The organism is Nocardioides bigeumensis, assembly GCF_039531755.1.
Lineage (GTDB): Bacteria > Actinomycetota > Actinomycetes > Propionibacteriales > Nocardioidaceae > Nocardioides > Nocardioides bigeumensis.
The window spans coordinates 624,458-641,089 of sequence record NZ_BAAAQQ010000013.1 but is presented as its reverse complement, the minus strand read 5'-3'; the positions used below and the strand labels follow the sequence as shown (position 1 = coordinate 641,089).

General features: G+C 69.8%; 14 protein-coding genes. All 14 read left to right on the top strand.

What is annotated here, in order from left to right; genetic code table 11:
• The first annotated feature begins 5 nt into the window (after positions 1-5).
• The 14 genes from ABD295_RS17305 to ABD295_RS17240 are packed head-to-tail and all read left to right on the top strand — an operon-like array spanning position 6 to position 16,624.
• Positions 6-560 (top strand): NuoB/complex I 20 kDa subunit family protein, encoded by a 555-nt coding sequence (locus tag ABD295_RS17305; RefSeq protein ID WP_344305053.1) that lies wholly within the window; start codon positions 6-8, stop codon positions 558-560.
• Positions 557-1,399 (top strand): NADH-quinone oxidoreductase subunit C, encoded by an 843-nt coding sequence (locus ABD295_RS17300; protein ID WP_425574108.1) that lies wholly within the window; start codon positions 557-559, stop codon positions 1,397-1,399. Before ABD295_RS17305 ends, ABD295_RS17300 begins: the two co-directional genes overlap by 4 nt.
• The gene (locus ABD295_RS17295; protein WP_344305052.1) at positions 1,399-2,763 is read left to right on the top strand and encodes an NADH-quinone oxidoreductase subunit D; all 1,365 of its coding nucleotides are present in this window, start codon (positions 1,399-1,401) and stop codon (positions 2,761-2,763) included. Before ABD295_RS17300 ends, ABD295_RS17295 begins: the two co-directional genes overlap by 1 nt.
• The gene (gene nuoE, locus ABD295_RS17290) at positions 2,760-3,440 is read left to right on the top strand and encodes an NADH-quinone oxidoreductase subunit NuoE (RefSeq protein WP_344305051.1); all 681 of its coding nucleotides are present in this window, start codon (positions 2,760-2,762) and stop codon (positions 3,438-3,440) included. The genes ABD295_RS17295 and nuoE overlap by 4 nt, the downstream gene beginning before the upstream one ends.
• Positions 3,441-4,757: an NADH-quinone oxidoreductase subunit NuoF gene (gene nuoF / locus ABD295_RS17285; RefSeq protein WP_344305050.1), complete on the top strand. Its 1,317-nt coding sequence runs from the start codon at positions 3,441-3,443 to the stop codon at positions 4,755-4,757.
• The gene (locus ABD295_RS17280) at positions 4,757-7,198 is read left to right on the top strand and encodes an NADH-quinone oxidoreductase subunit G (RefSeq protein ID WP_344305049.1); all 2,442 of its coding nucleotides are present in this window, start codon (positions 4,757-4,759) and stop codon (positions 7,196-7,198) included. The genes nuoF and ABD295_RS17280 overlap by 1 nt, the downstream gene beginning before the upstream one ends.
• On the top strand, positions 7,195-8,577 hold the full coding sequence (gene nuoH, locus ABD295_RS17275) for an NADH-quinone oxidoreductase subunit NuoH (RefSeq protein ID WP_344305047.1): 1,383 nt from the start codon (positions 7,195-7,197) through the stop codon (positions 8,575-8,577). The genes ABD295_RS17280 and nuoH overlap by 4 nt, the downstream gene beginning before the upstream one ends.
• The gene (gene nuoI / locus ABD295_RS17270; protein ID WP_344305046.1) at positions 8,577-9,191 is read left to right on the top strand and encodes an NADH-quinone oxidoreductase subunit NuoI; all 615 of its coding nucleotides are present in this window, start codon (positions 8,577-8,579) and stop codon (positions 9,189-9,191) included. The genes nuoH and nuoI overlap by 1 nt, the downstream gene beginning before the upstream one ends.
• Positions 9,191-10,024, top strand: a complete 834-nt coding sequence (locus ABD295_RS17265) for an NADH-quinone oxidoreductase subunit J (protein WP_344305045.1) — start codon at positions 9,191-9,193, stop codon at positions 10,022-10,024. The genes nuoI and ABD295_RS17265 overlap by 1 nt, the downstream gene beginning before the upstream one ends.
• The gene (gene nuoK, locus ABD295_RS17260) at positions 10,021-10,314 is read left to right on the top strand and encodes an NADH-quinone oxidoreductase subunit NuoK (protein ID WP_344305044.1); all 294 of its coding nucleotides are present in this window, start codon (positions 10,021-10,023) and stop codon (positions 10,312-10,314) included. The genes ABD295_RS17265 and nuoK overlap by 4 nt, the downstream gene beginning before the upstream one ends.
• Before the next feature lie 10 nt (positions 10,315-10,324).
• On the top strand, positions 10,325-12,295 hold the full coding sequence (gene nuoL / locus ABD295_RS17255; protein WP_344305043.1) for an NADH-quinone oxidoreductase subunit L: 1,971 nt from the start codon (positions 10,325-10,327) through the stop codon (positions 12,293-12,295).
• Positions 12,292-13,944 carry an NADH-quinone oxidoreductase subunit M gene (locus ABD295_RS17250; protein WP_344305042.1) on the top strand — a complete coding sequence of 551 codons (1,653 nt, stop codon included), beginning with the start codon at positions 12,292-12,294 and terminating at the stop codon, positions 13,942-13,944. Before nuoL ends, ABD295_RS17250 begins: the two co-directional genes overlap by 4 nt.
• Entirely contained in the window at positions 13,941-15,542 is a 1,602-nt protein-coding gene (gene nuoN / locus ABD295_RS17245; protein ID WP_344305041.1) for an NADH-quinone oxidoreductase subunit NuoN, read from the top strand. The genes ABD295_RS17250 and nuoN overlap by 4 nt, the downstream gene beginning before the upstream one ends.
• On the top strand, positions 15,539-16,624 hold the full coding sequence (locus ABD295_RS17240; protein ID WP_425574107.1) for a polyprenyl synthetase family protein: 1,086 nt from the start codon (positions 15,539-15,541) through the stop codon (positions 16,622-16,624). Before nuoN ends, ABD295_RS17240 begins: the two co-directional genes overlap by 4 nt.
• Positions 16,625-16,632 lie beyond the last annotated feature (8 nt).

Below are 16,632 nucleotides of genomic sequence, written 5' to 3'. Positions count from 1 at the left end.
AGCACATGGGTGTAGAGGAGAAGCTCCCCAGCGGAGTCCTGCTGACGACCGTCGAGGGCGTCGCGGGCTACATGCGCAAGGCGTCGTTCTGGCCGGCCACCTTCGGCCTGGCCTGCTGCGCCATCGAGATGATGACGACAGGTGGCCCCAAGTACGACCTGTCCAGGTTCGGCATGGAGGTCTTCCGCGCCAGTCCGCGCCAGGCCGACCTGATGATCGTGGCCGGTCGGGTGAGCCAGAAGATGGCCCCGGTGCTGCGCCAGATCTACGACCAGATGGCCGCCCCCAAGTGGGTGCTGGCGATGGGCGTGTGCGCGAGCAGCGGCGGCATGTTCAACAACTACGCGATCGTCCAGGGCGTAGACCACGTCGTCCCCGTCGACATGTACCTCCCGGGCTGCCCGCCCCGCCCGGAGATGCTCATCGACGCGATCCTCAAGCTCCACGACCAGGTGCAGTCCGCCAAGCTCGGACCCAACCGTCGCGCCGAGATCGAGGAGCGCGAGACGGCCGCCCTCGCCGCGCTGCCGACGTCCGAGATGCGGGGCCTCCTGCGGTGACCGACGAGAAGAAGCAGGACGAGCCGGGCGGCGAGAAGCGCGCCGACGGCGCGGACGAGAAGACCCCGGCAGCTCCGGTGGGCTCCGTTCCCGTCGACGGCAGCCCCAAGGTGATCCAGGAGCCCCCGAGCGACAGCCCGGCTCGCGGGGACCGCACGGTGCTCCCGGCCGGCGCGACCGAGGAGCGGGCCGTCGGTGTGCGCCGGGGCATGTTCGGCGCGCGCGGCACCGGCGACACCAGCGGGTACGGCGGCCTGGTCGCCCCGATCGTCTACCCCGGCGGCTCCGAGCGTCCCTACGGCGGCTGGTTCGACGAGGTCGCGGACGCGATCGAGGCCCGCCTGGGCGGCGGCGCCGGGCTCGAGAACGCCGTGGAGCGGGTGGTCGTGCACCGCGGCGAGATCACCTTCCACGTGCGCCGCGAGGACCTCCTCGCGGTCGCCACGCTGCTGCGCGACGACGACAAGCTGCGCTTCGAGTTCTGCTCCGGGGTGAGCGGGGTGCACTACCCCGACGACACCGGGCGTGAGCTGCACGCCGTCTACCACCTGCTCTCGATGACCCACAACCGCCGGATCCGCGTCGAGGTCACCGCGCCCGACGCCGATCCGCACATCCCCAGCCTGGTGGCGATCTACCCCACCAACGACTGGCACGAGCGCGAGACGTGGGACATGTTCGGCATCGTCTTCGACGGCCACCCTGCGCTGACCCGCATCCTGATGCCCGACGACTGGCCGGGCCACCCGCAGCGCAAGGACTACCCCCTCGGCGGCATCCCCGTCGAGTACAAGGGCGGGTCCGTCCCGCCGCCCGACGAGCGGAGGTCCTACAACTAATGGTCTCGACAAGCTCGACCAACGAAGAGACGCAGGACCTCTACGCCAGCGGCACCGACACCACCGAGGGTCGCGTGTTCACCGTCAGCGGCCAGGACTGGGACTCCATCGCCCAGGGTCTCGCCGACGACGGCTACGACGAGCGCATCGTGGTCAACATGGGCCCGCAGCACCCGTCGACCCACGGGGTGCTCCGGCTGATCCTCGAGCTCGAGGGCGAGACGGTGACCGAGGCGCGCTGCGGCATCGGCTACCTCCACACCGGCATCGAGAAGAACATGGAGTACCGCACCTGGACGCAGGGCACCACGTTCTGCACCCGGATGGACTACCTCAGTCCCTTCTACAACGAGATGACCTACGTGCTCGGCGTCGAGCGGCTGCTCGACATCGAGGACCAGATCCCCGAGAAGGCCCAGGTCATGCGGGTGCTCCTCATGGAGCTCAACCGCATCTCGTCCCACCTGGTCTGCATCGCCACCGGTGGCATGGAGATAGGCGCGCTCACCGTGATGACCATCGGCTTCCGCGAGCGTGAGCTGGTGCTCGACCTCTTCGAGCTGATCACCGGTCTGCGCATGAACCACGCGTTCATCCGCCCCGGCGGCGTCGCGCAGGACCTGCCGCCCGGCGCGCTCGACGAGATCCGCGACTTCGTCGCCCTCATGCGCAAGCGCCTCCCCGAGTACGCCGCCCTCTGCAACGCCAACCCGATCTTCAAGGCACGCCTCGAGGGTGTCGGCCACCTCGACCTCGCCGGCTGCCTGGCGCTCGGCCTCAGCGGCCCCCCGGTGCGGGCCACCGGCTACGCCTGGGACCTGCGCAAGACCCAGCCCTACTCCGGCTACGAGGACTACGACTTCGACGTCCAGACGTGGGACACCGCCGACGCCTACGGCAGGTTCCGGGTGCGCCTCAACGAGATGCACGAGTCCCTGCGCATCGTCGAGCAGGCCGCCGACCGGCTGGCCAACCTCGAGGGCGCCCCCGTGATGGTCGCGGACAAGAAGATCGCCTGGCCCAGCCAGCTCGCGATCGGCTCCGACGGCATGGGCAACAGCCTCGACCACATCAAGCACATCATGGGTGAGTCGATGGAGGCCCTGATCCACCACTTCAAGCTGGTGACCGAGGGCTTCCGCGTGCCGGCAGGCCAGGCCTACGTGCCGATCGAGTCGCCGCGCGGCGAGCTCGGTGCGCACGTCGTCTCCGACGGTGGCACCCGCCCGTTCCGGGCGCACTTCCGCGACCCGTCGTTCACGAACCTCCAGGCGACCAGCGTGATGAGCGAGGGCGGCATGGTCGCCGACGTCATCGTGGCCATCGCCTCCATCGACCCCGTGATGGGAGGAGTCGACCGGTGACGGACGAGATCAGCCAGGAGACGTACGCCGAGCTGCGCGAGATCGCCGCTCGCTACCCGCAGGCCCGTTCGGGACTGCTGTCGATGCTGCACCTCGTGCAGTCGGAGCACGGCCGGGTGACTCCGTCGGGCATCGAGGCGTGCGCCGAGATCCTCGGCATCAGCACCGCCGACGTCAGCGGGGTCGCGACCTTCTACACGATGTACAAGCGCAAGCCGGTCGGCGAGCACCACGTCGGTGTCTGCACCAACACCCTCTGCGCGGTCATGGGCGGCGACGTCATCTTCGACCGCCTCAAGCAGCACCTCGACGTGGGCAACGACGAGACCACCGCAGACGGCAAGGTCACGCTCGAGCACATCGAGTGCAACGCCGCGTGCGACTACGCCCCGGTGATGACGGTCAACTGGGAGTTCATGGACAACATGACCCCCGAGTCAGCGACGCAGCTCGTCGACGACCTGCGCGAGGGCAAGGAGGTGCGCTCCACCCGGGGCGCGACCATCACCAGCTGGCGCGAGGCCGAGCGGGTGGTCGCCGGCTTCGCCGACGGCCGAGCCGACGAGGGACCGAGCGCCGGACCGGCGTCGCTGGTCGGGCTCGGCATCGCCCGCGAGAACGGCTGGACGGCACCGGAGGTCTCGACAGGCTCGACCACCGATGGGGGAGACAAGTAGATGCACACGTTGACCCCGGTCCTCACCGACAACTGGGACGCCGACCGCTCGTGGACGATCGAGTCCTACGAGGCGCGCGGTGGCTACGGCGCGCTGAAGACGGCGCTGGGCATGTCGCAGGACGACATCATCACCGCGGTCAAGGACTCCGGCCTGCGCGGCCGCGGCGGCGCCGGCTTCCCCACCGGCATGAAGTGGGGCTTCATCCCGCAGGACAACCCCAACCCGAAGTACCTCGTGGTCAACGCCGACGAGTCGGAGCCGGGCACCTGCAAGGACATCCCGCTGATGATGGCCAGCCCGCACACCCTGGTCGAGGGTGTGATCATCAGCTCCTACGCCATCCGCGCCAACACCGCGTTCATCTACGTCCGTGGCGAGGTGCTCCACGTGATCCGCCGGCTCCAGAAGGCGGTCCAGGATGCCTACCTCGCGGGACATCTCGGCAAGAACATCCACGGCTCCGGCTACGACCTCGACCTCGTCGTCCACGCCGGTGCGGGCGCCTACATCTGCGGTGAGGAGACCGCGCTTCTCGACTCGCTCGAGGGCCGTCGCGGTCAACCTCGCCTGCGCCCGCCGTTCCCCGCCGTCGCCGGCCTGTACGCCAGCCCGACGGTGGTCAACAACGTCGAGTCGATCGCGTCGGTCCCGAGCATCATCGCCAACGGCGCCGAGTGGTTCTCCTCGATGGGCACCGAGCGCTCCAAGGGCTACGGCATCTTCTCGCTGTCGGGGCACGTCACCCGTCCCGGCCAGTACGAAGCCCCGCTGGGCATCACGCTGCGGACCCTGATCGACCTGGCGGGCGGCATGCGCGAGGGACACGAGCTGAAGTTCTGGACTCCCGGCGGGTCGTCCACCCCCCTGCTGACCGCCGAACACCTCGACATCCCGCTCGACTTCGAGGGCGTGGGGGCGGCCGGCTCGATGCTCGGCACCCGCGCGATCCAGCTCTTCGACGAGACCACCTGCGTGGTCCGAGCCGTGCTGCGCTGGACGGAGTTCTACAAGCACGAGTCCTGCGGCAAGTGCACACCCTGCCGCGAGGGCACCTGGTGGCTGGTGCAGACGCTGTCCAAGATCGAGCACGGCGGCGGCACGGCCGAGGGCATCGAGGCCGACCTCGACCAGCTGCTCGACCAGTGCGACAACATCCTCGGCCGGGCTTTCTGCGCCCTCGGCGACGGCGCGACCAGCCCGATCTCGTCGTCGATCCAATACTTCCGCGACGAGTTCCTCGAGCACGCCAGCAACGGCGGCTGCCCGTTCGACCACGCCGCGTCCACCCTGTTCGCCCCAGTGGGAGCAGCCTGATGACCACGACTCCGGAGAAGACCGACCTGGTCTCGCTCACGATCGACGGCATCTCGGTGAGCGTGCCCAAGGGCACGCTGGTGATCCGGGCCGCCGAACAGATCGGGATCCAGATCCCGCGCTTCTGCGACCACCCGCTCCTCGCGCCCGTCGGCGCCTGCCGCCAGTGCCTGGTCGAGGTCGCGATGCCCGGCCCCGACGGTTCGCTGCGGCAGATGCAGGGCCCTCCGGGCCGGATGAAGCCGCAGGCCTCCTGCACGCTCGCCGTGTCCGAGGGCATGGAGGTCAAGACCCAGCTGTCCTCCCCGGCCGCCGACAAGGCGCAGGAGGGGATCATGGAGTACCTCCTCATCAACCACCCCCTCGACTGCCCGGTCTGCGACAAGGGCGGCGAATGCCCACTGCAGAACCAGGCGATGTCCAACGGCCGCGGCGAGTCACGCTTCCAGGCCAGCGGGGGAGTGAAGCGCACCTTCCCCAAGCCGATCAACATCTCCGCCCAGGTGCTCCTCGACCGTGAGCGCTGCGTGCTCTGCGCCCGCTGCACCCGCTTCTCCGAGCAGATCGCCGGCGACCCGTTCATCGCGATGATCGAGCGCGGTGCACTGCAGCAGGTCGGCATCTACGAGAAGGAGCCCTTCGAGTCCTACTTCTCCGGCAACACGATCCAGATCTGCCCCGTGGGCGCGCTGACCTCGGCCGACTACCGCTTCCGCTCGCGCCCGTTCGACCTGGTCTCGAGCCCATCGGTGGCCGAGCACGACTCCTGCGGTGCGGCCATCCGCGTCGACCACCGCCGCGGCAAGGTGATGCGCCGCCTGGCCGGCAACGACCCCGAGGTCAACGAGGAGTGGATCACCGACAAGGACCGCTTCGCGTTCACCTATGCCCGCGCGGAGGACCGGCTGGGCTACCCGCAGGTCCGTGACGACGACGGTGAGCTGCGGCCCGCGTCGTGGCCCGAGGCGTTCGCCGTCGCGGCGCGCGGCCTCGCGTCCGCGGGTGCGACCGGTGTGCTCCCCGGCGGTCGGCTGACGGCCGAGGACGCCTACGCCTACGCCAAGTTCGCGCGCGCCGCCCTCGGCACCAACGACGTCGACTTCCGCGCCCGCCCGCACTCCGCCGAGGAGGCCGATTTCCTCGCCTCGACGGTCGCGCTCTCGGGCGAGGTGACCTACGCCGACCTCGAGACGGCCCGCTCGGTCGTGCTCGTCGGGCTCGAGCCCGAGGACGAGGCCGGCACGATCTTCCTGCGGCTGCGCAAGGCCCACCAGGCCCGGCGTACGCCGATCTGGTCGGTCGGCGCGGTGCCCACGCGCGGGCTGGCCAAGCTCGGCGGCACCCTGGTGCCCGCCGTCCCCGGCACCGAGGCGCAGGTCATCGCCGACCTCGCCCACAACAGCGACGTCGCGATCGACGCCGGCGGCGTGATCCTGGTCGGCGAGCGGATGGCTTCCGTGCCCGGCGCGCTCTCGGCCGTGGCCACGCTCGCGAAGACCACTGGAGCCAAGCTGGCCTGGGTGCCCCGTCGCGCGGGAGACCGCGGCGCGGTCGAGGCCGGTTGCCTGCCCAACCTCCTGCCGGGTGGGCGCCCGGTGGCCGACGCCGGCGCCCGTGTCGATGTCGCCACCGCGTGGGGAACGGCCTCGCTCCCCGAGGACGCCGGGCGTGACGCCGACGCGATCGTCGCGGCCGTGGTCGCCGGTGAGCTCGACAGCCTGGTCGTCGGAGGCGTCGACCCCGACGACACCGCTGATCCGGCCGCCTTCCGGGCCGCCCTCGAAGCTGCGTCGTTCGTGGTCTCGCTCGAGCTGCGCGAGACCGACGTGACCCGCGCGGCCGACGTGGTCTTCCCGGTCGCGCCCGTCACCGACAAGTCCGGCACGTTCGTCACGTGGGAAGGTCGTCCCCGTCCCTTCGAGCAGGTGCTCGGCAACCCCGGCTCGCTGCCCGACCTGCGCGTGCTGGCCGGCATCGCCGAGGAGCTGGGGGAGCTCGGCACGGGTCGGGCGCTCGAGTTCCGCACCGTCGACGAGGTCCGCGCCGAGATGGAGGCGCTGGGTCCTTGGGACGGGGGCTCGGCTGAGCTCGACCACCGATACGGCGAAGCGAGCGGTCAGTCGGAACCGCCCTCCGGAGAGGGCTTCGCCCTGGCCACCTGGAAGCAGCTGATCGACCTCGGCTCGATGCAGGACGGCGAGCAGCACCTGCGGGCCACCGCCCGCCCGGCGGTCGCCAAGCTCAGTCCGGCGTCGTACGCCGCCCTCGGGGAGACCGTGACCATCACCGGCGACCGCGGCGAGGTGACGCTGCCCGCCGAGGCCGTCGAGGGCATGCCGGACGGGGTCGTGTGGGTGCCGGCCAACTCGTTCGGCAACGGCGTGCTCGCTGACCTGGCCTCGCCCGGCAGCCGCGTCCAGGTGAGGGAGGCGTCGGCATGATCTCGACACTGCTCGACCACCGGATCGCAAGTGCCGCGGAGGAGACCGGGAGCCTCGCGGCCTTCGGCCAGGACCCGTGGTGGGTGATCCTGCTCAAGACCGTCTTCATCTTCCTGATCCTGGTGTTGCTGACGCTCTTCAACATCTGGGCCGAGCGGCGAGTCGTGGCGCGCATGCAGCACCGCGTCGGGCCCAACGTGCACGGCCCCTTCGGCCTGCTCCAGTCGCTGGCCGACGGCGTCAAGCTGGCGTTGAAGGAAGACATCATCCCCAAGGCCGCCGACAAGGTGGTCTTCCTGATCGCGCCGGTGATCGCGACCGTGCCCGCCTTCGTGACGTTCTCGGTCATCCCCTTCGGACCCGAGGTCAACTTCTTCGGTGTCCGGACCCCACTCCAGCTGACCGACATGCCGGTGGCCGTGCTCTTCGTGATGGCCGTCGCCTCGATCGGCATCTACGGCATCGTGCTCGGCGGCTGGTCGTCCGGGTCGACGTACTCCCTGCTCGGCGGGCTGCGCTCGAGCGCCCAGATGATCTCCTACGAGGTCGCCATGGGCCTCGCGCTCGTCGCGGTGTTCCTCTACGCCGGCTCGATGTCGACCTCGGAGATCGTCGAGGCGCAGGACACCTTGTGGTTCGGGCTGATCCTGGTGCCCTCGTTCGTCATCTACGTGATCGCGATGATCGGCGAGACCAACCGTGCCCCGTTCGACCTCCCCGAGGCCGAGGGCGAGCTCGTCGGCGGATTCCACACCGAGTACTCCAGCCTCAAGTTCGCGCTGTTCTTCCTCGCCGAGTACATCAACATGGCGACGGTCTCGGCGTTGGCCACGACGCTCTTCCTCGGCGGCTGGCACGCGCCCTGGGGCATCGTGCACATCTGGCCCGGCGCCAACGAGGGCTACTGGCCGCTGCTGTGGTTCTTCGGCAAGGTCCTCTTCTTCATCTTCATCTTCATCTGGCTGCGCGGCTCGCTGCCCCGGCTGCGCTACGACCAGTTCATGCACTTCGGCTGGAAGCGGCTCATCCCGATCTCGCTCGTGTGGATCATCGCGGTCGCGACCATCCGCAGCATCACCACCGAGGGCACCGTCGACCGTCGCTACCTGCTCATCGGCATCGGCGTCCTCGCCGCGATCTTCCTGGTCCTCTTCTTCATCGGGGAGCCCAAGGAGGACGACACCGAGGGTGACCGCGAGCCTGTCGAGCACGACGCGTACGCCGGGGGCTTCCCGGTCCCGCCGATGCCGGCCGGAGGCGCCGTCCGTGGCGCCGCCGCGCCGCTCACGTTCGGCTCCGGGTCCCGCCTGAGCACGACCACCAGCACGACCACTAGCCCGACCACCAGCACCGCCTCGACCGCAGGAGAGGAGTCCTGATGGCCGACGAGCAGAAGGGCCAGTCGAACCAGTCAGAGGGCAAGGGCCTGCGCGAGCAGTTCTGGGACCCCATCGCCGGGTTCGGCGTCACCTTCCGGACGATGTTCAAGAAGGTCGTCACCGAGCAGTACCCCTTCGAGAAGATGCCGACGGCGCCGCGCTTCCACGGCCGGCACCAGCTCAACCGCTGGCCCGACGGCCTCGAGAAGTGCATCGGCTGCGAGCTGTGCGCCTGGGCCTGCCCGGCCGACGCGATCTACGTCGAAGGCGCGAGCAACACCGACGGCCCCGACGGGGAGCGCTTCTCCCCGGGCGAGCGCTACGGCCGCGTCTACCAGATCAACTACCTGCGCTGCATCCTGTGCGGGCTGTGCATCGAGGCCTGCCCGACGCGGGCGCTCACGATGACGAACGAGTACGAGCTGGCCGACAACAACCGCGCCGACCTGATCTACGAGAAGTCCGACCTGCTGGCCCCGTTGCTGCCCGGCATGGAGCAGCCGCCCCACCCGATGTTGCTGGGCGACGACGAGGGCGCCTACTACCGCGGCGACTACATGGACGTCTCGTCGCACCTGCTCGAGCCCGAGGCCCACGAGGGGAGTGGCCACTGATGGCGTTCTGGATCCTGGCGCCGATCATGGTCGCCGCCGCCCTCGGCATCCTCTTCGTCCGCAAGGCCGTGCACGCTGCGTTGCTGCTGGCCGTCGTGATGATCAGCCTGGCCGTTCTCTACGCCGTCCTCGACGCGCCCTTCTTGTTCGCGGTCCAGATCATCGTCTACACCGGCGCGATCTTGATGCTGTTCCTCTTCGTGCTGATGCTGGTCGGTGTCGACGCGTCCGACTCCGTGGTCGAGACCATCCGCGGCCAGCGCGCGATGGCGATCGTCGCCGGCCTGCTCCTCGGTGGTGTCCTCGTGACGGCACTCGGTCAGATCACCCTCGGCGCGGTCGTCGGTCTCGACGACGCCAACGCGGGCGGCAACGTCCAGGCGCTGGCCAACATCCTCTTCTCCAAGTACGTCTTCGCCTTCGAGACCACCTCGGCCCTGCTCATCACGGCCGCGCTGGGCGCGATGGTGCTGGCCCACCGCGAGCGCTCCACGCCCAAGGCCGGCCAGGCCGAGCTGGCCGCGCAGCGGATGCGTGACTACGCGACCTCGGGCAAGCACCCCGGCCCGCTGCCCTCACCAGGTGTCTTCGCCCGGCACAACGCCGTCGACACCGCGGCGTTGCTGCCCGACGGCACGGCTGCGGAGTCGTCGGTCTCGCGGGTCCTGGCGGCCCGCGGCACGGTCCGCTCGGCCCCGGCGCTCGCCGACGACGTCGAGGTGGTCCAGCGCCAGCTCGGTATCTCGGCAGGCTCGGTCACCGGAGCAGCCGACACTCCCGAGGGCGGCGGGAAGCGCGGCACGACCGCTCACAGTGAGGAGGAGGGGTCGTGAACGAATACATCGTCCTGTCCGCGATCCTCTTCACGATCGGCTGCATCGGGGTGCTGACCCGGCGCAACGCCATCGTGGTCTTCATGTGCGTCGAGCTGATGCTGAACGCCTGCAACCTGGCGCTGGTGACTTTCGCCAAGCAGCACGGCAACCTCGACGGGCAGGTGGCGGCCTTCTTCGTGATGGTGGTCGCCGCCGCCGAGGTCGTGGTCGGCCTGGCGATCATCATGACCATCTTCCGGACCCGGCGCTCGGCCTCGGTCGACGACGCGAGCCTGCTGAAGTACTGAGGTAACCCAGATGTCCTCCCTGACAACGACGCTCCTCACGGCCGCCGCCGAGGAGGGCCACCACATCCCGGTGGTCGACCCCGGCGCGGCCGACGGTGTCTTCTCGCTGCTGTGGCTGGTGATCGCGCTGCCGCTGGCCGGTGCGGCGATCCTGCTCGTCGGCGGCCCCCTGATCGGCAAGAGCTCGGAGAAGTGGGGCCACCTCCTGGCTACCGCGCTCCCGATCGGCTCCTTCGTCATCAGCCTGGTGATGTTCTTCGGCCTGCTCGGCCGGGGCGACGAGGAGCGCCAGGTCGGCCAGCACCTCTTCACGTGGTTCGAGACCGGACAGTTCTCGGTCAGCTTCGACCTGCTCTACGACCCGTTGTCCGCGCTGTTCCTGCTGCTGATCACGGGTGTCGGGTCGCTGATCCACGTCTACTCCATCGGCTACATGGAGCACGACCCGCGGCGGCGCCGGTTCTTCGGCTACCTCAACCTCTTCCTCGCCGCCATGCTGATGCTGGTGCTCTCGGCCAACTACGTCGGTCTGTTCCTCGGTTGGGAGGGCGTCGGCCTGGCGTCGTACCTGCTGATCGGCTTCTGGCAGCACAAGCACTCCGCGGCGGCCGCGGCCAAGAAGGCCTTCGTCATCAACCGGGTCGGGGACGTCGGCCTGAGCCTGGCGATCGCGCTGCTCTTCGTCACTTTCGGCACCACGTCGTTCGAGCAGATCTCGGCGGTCTCGGGCGAGGCGAGCGAGAACACCCTCACCGCCGTCGGTCTGCTGCTCCTGCTGGGCGCCTGCGGCAAGTCTGCCCAGGTGCCGCTGCAGTCCTGGCTGCTCGACGCGATGGAGGGCCCGACCCCGGTGTCGGCGCTGATCCACGCGGCGACGATGGTGACCGCTGGCGTCTACCTCGTCGTCCGGTCCAACTTCATCTTCGAGCTCGCGCCGAACGCCCAGACAGTCGTGGTCATCGTCGCCGTGGTGACGCTCCTGTGGGGTGCGATCATCGGGTGCGCGAAGGACGACATCAAGAAGGCCCTTGCCGGTTCGACGATGAGCCAGATCGGCTACATGATGCTGGCGGCCGGCCTCGGTGTGTACGGCTACGCCTTCGCGATCTTCCACCTGCTCACGCACGGCTTCTTCAAGGCCAACATGTTCCTCGGCGCCGGCTCGGTCATGCACGCCATGGACGACGACGTCGACATGCGCCACTACGGCGCCCTGCAGAAGATGGTGCCGGTCACCTTCCTGACCTTCGCGATGGGCTACCTCGCCATCATCGGCTTCCCGGGCTTCTCCGGCTTCTGGTCCAAGGACAAGATCATCGAGACCGCGCTGGCCGAGAACTGGCTGGTCGGGCTCTGTGCCCTGCTCGGTGCCGGTATCACCGGCTTCTACATGACCCGGCTGATGCTGATGACCTTCTTCACCCAGAAGCGGTGGGCCGACGACGTGCACCCGCACGAGTCGCCCAAGGTGATGACGGTCCCCCTGATCGTGCTGGCCGCGCTCTCGGTGCTCGGCGGCGTGCTGCTGCTCGGTGACTGGATCGTCGAGTTCCTGGCGCCGGTCGTCGGGACGGCGCCGCACCACGAGCCGCCGCTGCCCGCGATCGTGATCACGCTGCTGGCCGTCCTCGTCGTAGCCGTGGGCGTCGCCACCGCCTGGTTCCTGGTCGGCAAGCAGGAGGTGCCCCGCGAGGCGCCGCAGGACGTCTCCTTCGCGACCAGGGCGGCGCGCGCGGACCTCTACGGCGACGCGATCAACGAAGGTCTCGTGGTCGGGCCCGGCCGCTCGGTGGTGAGCGGTCTGACGACCGCCGACCGGCACGGCGTCGACGGCGGCATCGAGGGCGGCGCGTTCGTCGTCGCGGGCCTGTCGTCCCGTCTCCGGCTGATCCAGAACGGCTTCGTCCGCTCCTATGCCTTGTCCGTGCTCGTCGGCGCCCTGCTGGTCGTCCTGGCCCTGGTGGCGGTGAACTTCGCATGAGCGACATGCCCTGGCTCTCGATCCTGATCGCCCTGCCGCTGGTGGGTGCGCTCGTGGTCTTCTACCTCCCGCGTGCCGCAGAGGCGCTCGACGGTGACGACGTCACGACCGCGATGGAGGTGCAGCGTCGCGGCGAGCTCGCCAAGCAGGTCGGCCTCGCCTTCTCCGGTCTCACGCTGCTCGTGGCGGTGCTGGCGGCGACGCAGTACTACGTCGGCCCGGACTTCTCCGGCATGCAGCTGACCGAGGAGCACGACTGGATCGCGCCCCTCGGAGTCCACTACGCACTGGGCGTCGACGGCCTCGGCCTGCTGATGGTGCTGCTCACCGCCGTGCTGGTCCCGGTCGTGCTCGTCGCCTCGTGGCGCGACACCGACACGCCTGCTCCGCTGGCCGACGGCTCGACCCCGGCCGTCGCCGGGGCCTCGTCCAGCACCCACGCGTTCGTCGCGTGGACGCTGGCGCTCGAGTCGCTCTCGCTGGCCGTCTTCACCGCCACCGACGTGTTCCTCTTCTACGTCGTCTTCGAGGCGACCCTGATCCCCGCCTACTTCCTGATCGGCGGCTTCGGTCGCGCGGGCCGGGCCAGGGCCGCGGTGAAGTTCCTCATCTACCAGCTCGCCGGTGGGCTGGTCATGCTCGCCTCGGTGATCGGCCTCTACGTCGTGTCCGCCCGCGAGGGCACGCCGTCGTACCTCCTCTCGGACCTGGCGGCGCTCGACATCGACCCGACCACCGAGAAGTGGCTCTTCGTCGGCTTCTTCATCGCCTTCGCGATCAAGGCGCCGATGTTCCCCGTGCACACCTGGCTGGCCGACACGACCGAGAAGGCGACGCCGCCGACCTCGGTGCTGCTGGTCTGCGTGCTCGACAAGATCGGCACCTTCGGGATGCTGCGCTTCTGCCTCGGCCTCTTCCCGGGCGCCTCGGAGTGGGCGACCCCGGTCGTGGTGGTGCTGGCCCTGATCTCCATCGTCTACGGCGCGCTGGTCGCGATCGGTCAGGACGACGTGCTGCGCCTGATCGGCCTGACCTCGCTGTCGCACTTCGGCTTCATCGTCCTCGGCATCTTCGTGTTCAACAGCAACGGCAGCAGCGGCGCGATCCTCTACATGGTCAACCACGGCATCTCCACCGCTGCGCTGTTCCTCATCGCGGGCTACCTCATCCGCCGAACAGGCACGCCGCTGATCAGCCGGATGGGCGGCCAGGAGAAGGTCACGCCGGTCCTCGCCGGCACGTTCCTCGTCGCGGGCCTGGCCGCCTGCGGGCTGCCCGGGCTGGCGCCGTTCGTCTCCGAGATGCTGGTGATCGTGAGCGCCTTCGACCACGCCTGGTGGGCGGGTGCGGTGGCCGTCACCGCCATCGTGCTCGCGGCGATCTACATCCTCTGGATGTACCAACGCACGATGACCGGACCCGAGGCCGTCCCCCAGGTCGCCGGCACCGCCGACCTCGACCGTCGTGAGCTCGGTGCGGTCGTCCCCCTGCTGGTCGGCCTGCTCCTGTTCGGCTTCTACCCCATGCCGCTGCTCGACGTGATCAACCCCTACGTCGACGGTGCTCTGACGCACGTGGGCGTCAACGACGAGTCCCCGACGGTGAGCACCGGATCGGGCGACACCGCGGCCGAAGGAGGCCACGAGTGAACGAGTTCGTCAAGCCCACACTGGAGTACGGCCACCTGTGGCCGCTCATCCTCGTGTTCGGCGTCGCCTGCCTCGGCGTGCTGGTCGAGGCGTTCGCGCCGCGTCCGCCGCGCTACCTGATCCAGACGGTCCTGGCGGTGTCCGGTCTCGTCGCTGCGCTGGTCGGCACGATCGTGGTCGGCACCGACCTCGAGACGCTCAAGGACGGCGACACCGTCGTCGCGCGCGGCATCGTCGGCTCGATGGGCACCATCGCGATCGACGGGCCCACGGTCTACCTCTGGGGACTCACGCTCGTCTTCGCCATCCTGGGCGTGCTGCTCTTCGCCGAGCGCCGCCTCGAGGGCGGGGTCACCGCGTTCGCCGGCCAGGCCGCGGCCCTGCCCGGCACCGAGGCCGAGCGCCAGGCCTCGACCCGTGGGTGGGAGCACACCGAGGTCTACCCGCTGATGCTCTTCGCCGTCGGCGGGATGATGCTCTTCCCGGCGGCCAACGACCTGCTGACGATGTTCGTCGCGCTCGAGGTGCTGTCGCTGCCGCTCTACCTCCTGTGCGGCCTGGCGCGACGGCGCCGGCTGCTCAGCCAGGAGGCGGCGCTCAAGTACTTCCTGCTGGGTGCGTTCTCGTCCGGCTTCTTCCTCTACGGCGTCGCGCTGGTCTACGGCTTCGCCGGGTCGATGGACTTCGCCGCCATCAACGAGGCGGTCCGCAACGACGTCGGCAACCAGGCGCTGCTGCTCACGGGCATGGGCCTGCTGGCGGTGGGCCTGCTCTTCAAGGTCGGCGCGGCGCCCTTCCAGGCATGGACGCCCGACGTCTACCAAGGTGCCCCGACCCCGGTCACCGCCTTCATGGCGGCCGGTACCAAGGTGGCTGCGTTCGGCGCCCTGCTGCGGCTCTTCTACGTCGCGTTCGGGTCCGACCGCTGGACCTGGCAGCCGATGCTCTGGGTCATCGCGATCCTGACGATGGTCGTCGGCGCGGTGCTCGCGCTCACCCAGACCGACGTCAAGCGGCTGCTCGCCTACTCCTCGGTGGCCCACACCGGCTTCCTGCTCACCGGCGTGCTCGGCCTGCAGGCACGTGGCGACCTCGCGATCGGCCAGGTGACGTCGCTGCAGGCGGTGCTGTTCTACCTGGCGACGTACGGCTTCGCGACCCTCGGCGCCTTCGCGGTGGTCACGCTCGTGCGCGACTCCGGAGGCGAGTCCACCGCGCTGAGCCGGTGGGCGGGACTGGGCAAGGAGTCCCCGATGGTGGCCGGCGTGTTCGCGTTCTTCCTGCTCGCCATGGCCGGGATCCCGCTGACCTCGGGCTTCGTCGGCAAGTGGGCGGTCTTCGCGGTGGCCCTCTCGGCCGGCGCGTGGCCCGTCGTCATCGTGGCGATCCTGTCGAGCATCGTGGCCGCGTTCTTCTACGTCCGCGTGATCCTGCTCATGTACTTCGCCGAACCTGACGGACCCGCCCCCTCGGTCACCACGCCCTCCGTGCTCACCGCCACCACGGTGGCCCTGTGCACGGCGGCGACGCTGGTGCTCGGGGTGCTGCCCGGCCCGTTGCTCGATCTCGCGGCCCATGCGGGAGAATTCATCAGGTGAGCATCAGCCCGTCCGCGTCGGCGCCGCCGCCTTCGTCGGCCCCGGGGTTGGCCCCGGGGTTGGCCCCGGGGTTGGCATCGTCGCTGCTGGCGCTGCCGGTCGGGGACGACGCGCTCGCCGAGCGGCTGCGCGACCGGATGGCGTTCGTCGAGGCAGAGCTGGCCCGCCACGTGCGCGGCCGGACGGCGTACGTCACCGAGGCCGCCACCCATCTGCTCGCGGCGGGGGGCAAGCGGTTCCGGCCGCTGCTGGTGCTGCTGGCCGCCGAGACCGGCGAGCACCCCGAGGTGCAGGCCGTGGTCGACGCGGCCTGCGTCGTCGAGCTCACCCACATCGGCTCGCTCTACCACGACGACGTGATGGACGAGGCGGTCCTGCGTCGGGGGGCGGACTCCGCCAATGCCCGCTGGGACAACCACGTCGCGATCCTGACCGGCGACTTCCTGTTCGCGAAGTCCTCCGAGCTGACCGCCGGTCTCGGTCCGGATGCGGTGCGCATCCAGGCCGAGACCTTCGCGCGGCTCGTCGAGGGCCAGATCCTCGAGACTGTCGTGCCTGGCCCCGGTGAGGACCGGCTCGCCCACTACCTCGACGTCGTCGCGGGGAAGACCGGCTCGCTGATCGCGACGTCCGCCCGCTACGGCGCGCTCTTCGGCGGGGCCTCCCCGGAGGTCGTCGACGCGCTGACGTCGTACGCCGAGATCGTCGGCACCGCCTTCCAGCTCTCCGACGACATCCTCGACATCGACGCCGACTCCGACGAGTCGGGCAAGACCCCGGGCACCGATCTGCGCGAGGGTGTCCCGACCCTGCCGGTGCTGATGGCCAGGGACCTGGCGCAGGGCTCGACCACCGACGGCGACGCGCGCCTGCTCGAGCTGCTCGACGGCGACCTCACCGACGACGACCGGCACACCGAAGCGCTGACGCTGCTGCGGGCGCACCCCGCCCTGGACGAGGCGAAGGCCTACGTGATCGCCCGCGCTGCCGAGGCCAAGGCCCGCCTGGCGGTGCTGCCGCCCGGTCCCGTCCGCGACGCCCTCGAGGCGTTCGCCGACATCGTCGCCACCCGCTCCAGCTGAGCCGACTC

Excerpts from the sequence above, each read along its gene's own strand:
- ABD295_RS17305 (WP_344305053.1), top strand. The coding sequence starts at position 6 with ATGGGTGTAGAGGAGAAGCTCCCCAGCGGAGTCCTGCTGACGACCGTC.
- ABD295_RS17295 (WP_344305052.1), top strand. The coding sequence starts at position 1,399 with ATGGTCTCGACAAGCTCGACCAACGAAGAGACGCAGGACCTCTACGCC.
- nuoF (WP_344305050.1), top strand. The coding sequence starts at position 3,441 with ATGCACACGTTGACCCCGGTCCTCACCGACAACTGGGACGCCGACCGC.
- ABD295_RS17280 (WP_344305049.1), top strand. The coding sequence starts at position 4,757 with ATGACCACGACTCCGGAGAAGACCGACCTGGTCTCGCTCACGATCGAC.
- nuoH (WP_344305047.1), top strand. The coding sequence starts at position 7,195 with ATGATCTCGACACTGCTCGACCACCGGATCGCAAGTGCCGCGGAGGAG.
- nuoI (WP_344305046.1), top strand. The coding sequence starts at position 8,577 with ATGGCCGACGAGCAGAAGGGCCAGTCGAACCAGTCAGAGGGCAAGGGC.
- ABD295_RS17265 (WP_344305045.1), top strand. The coding sequence starts at position 9,191 with ATGGCGTTCTGGATCCTGGCGCCGATCATGGTCGCCGCCGCCCTCGGC.
- nuoL (WP_344305043.1), top strand. The coding sequence starts at position 10,325 with ATGTCCTCCCTGACAACGACGCTCCTCACGGCCGCCGCCGAGGAGGGC.
- ABD295_RS17250 (WP_344305042.1), top strand. The coding sequence starts at position 12,292 with ATGAGCGACATGCCCTGGCTCTCGATCCTGATCGCCCTGCCGCTGGTG.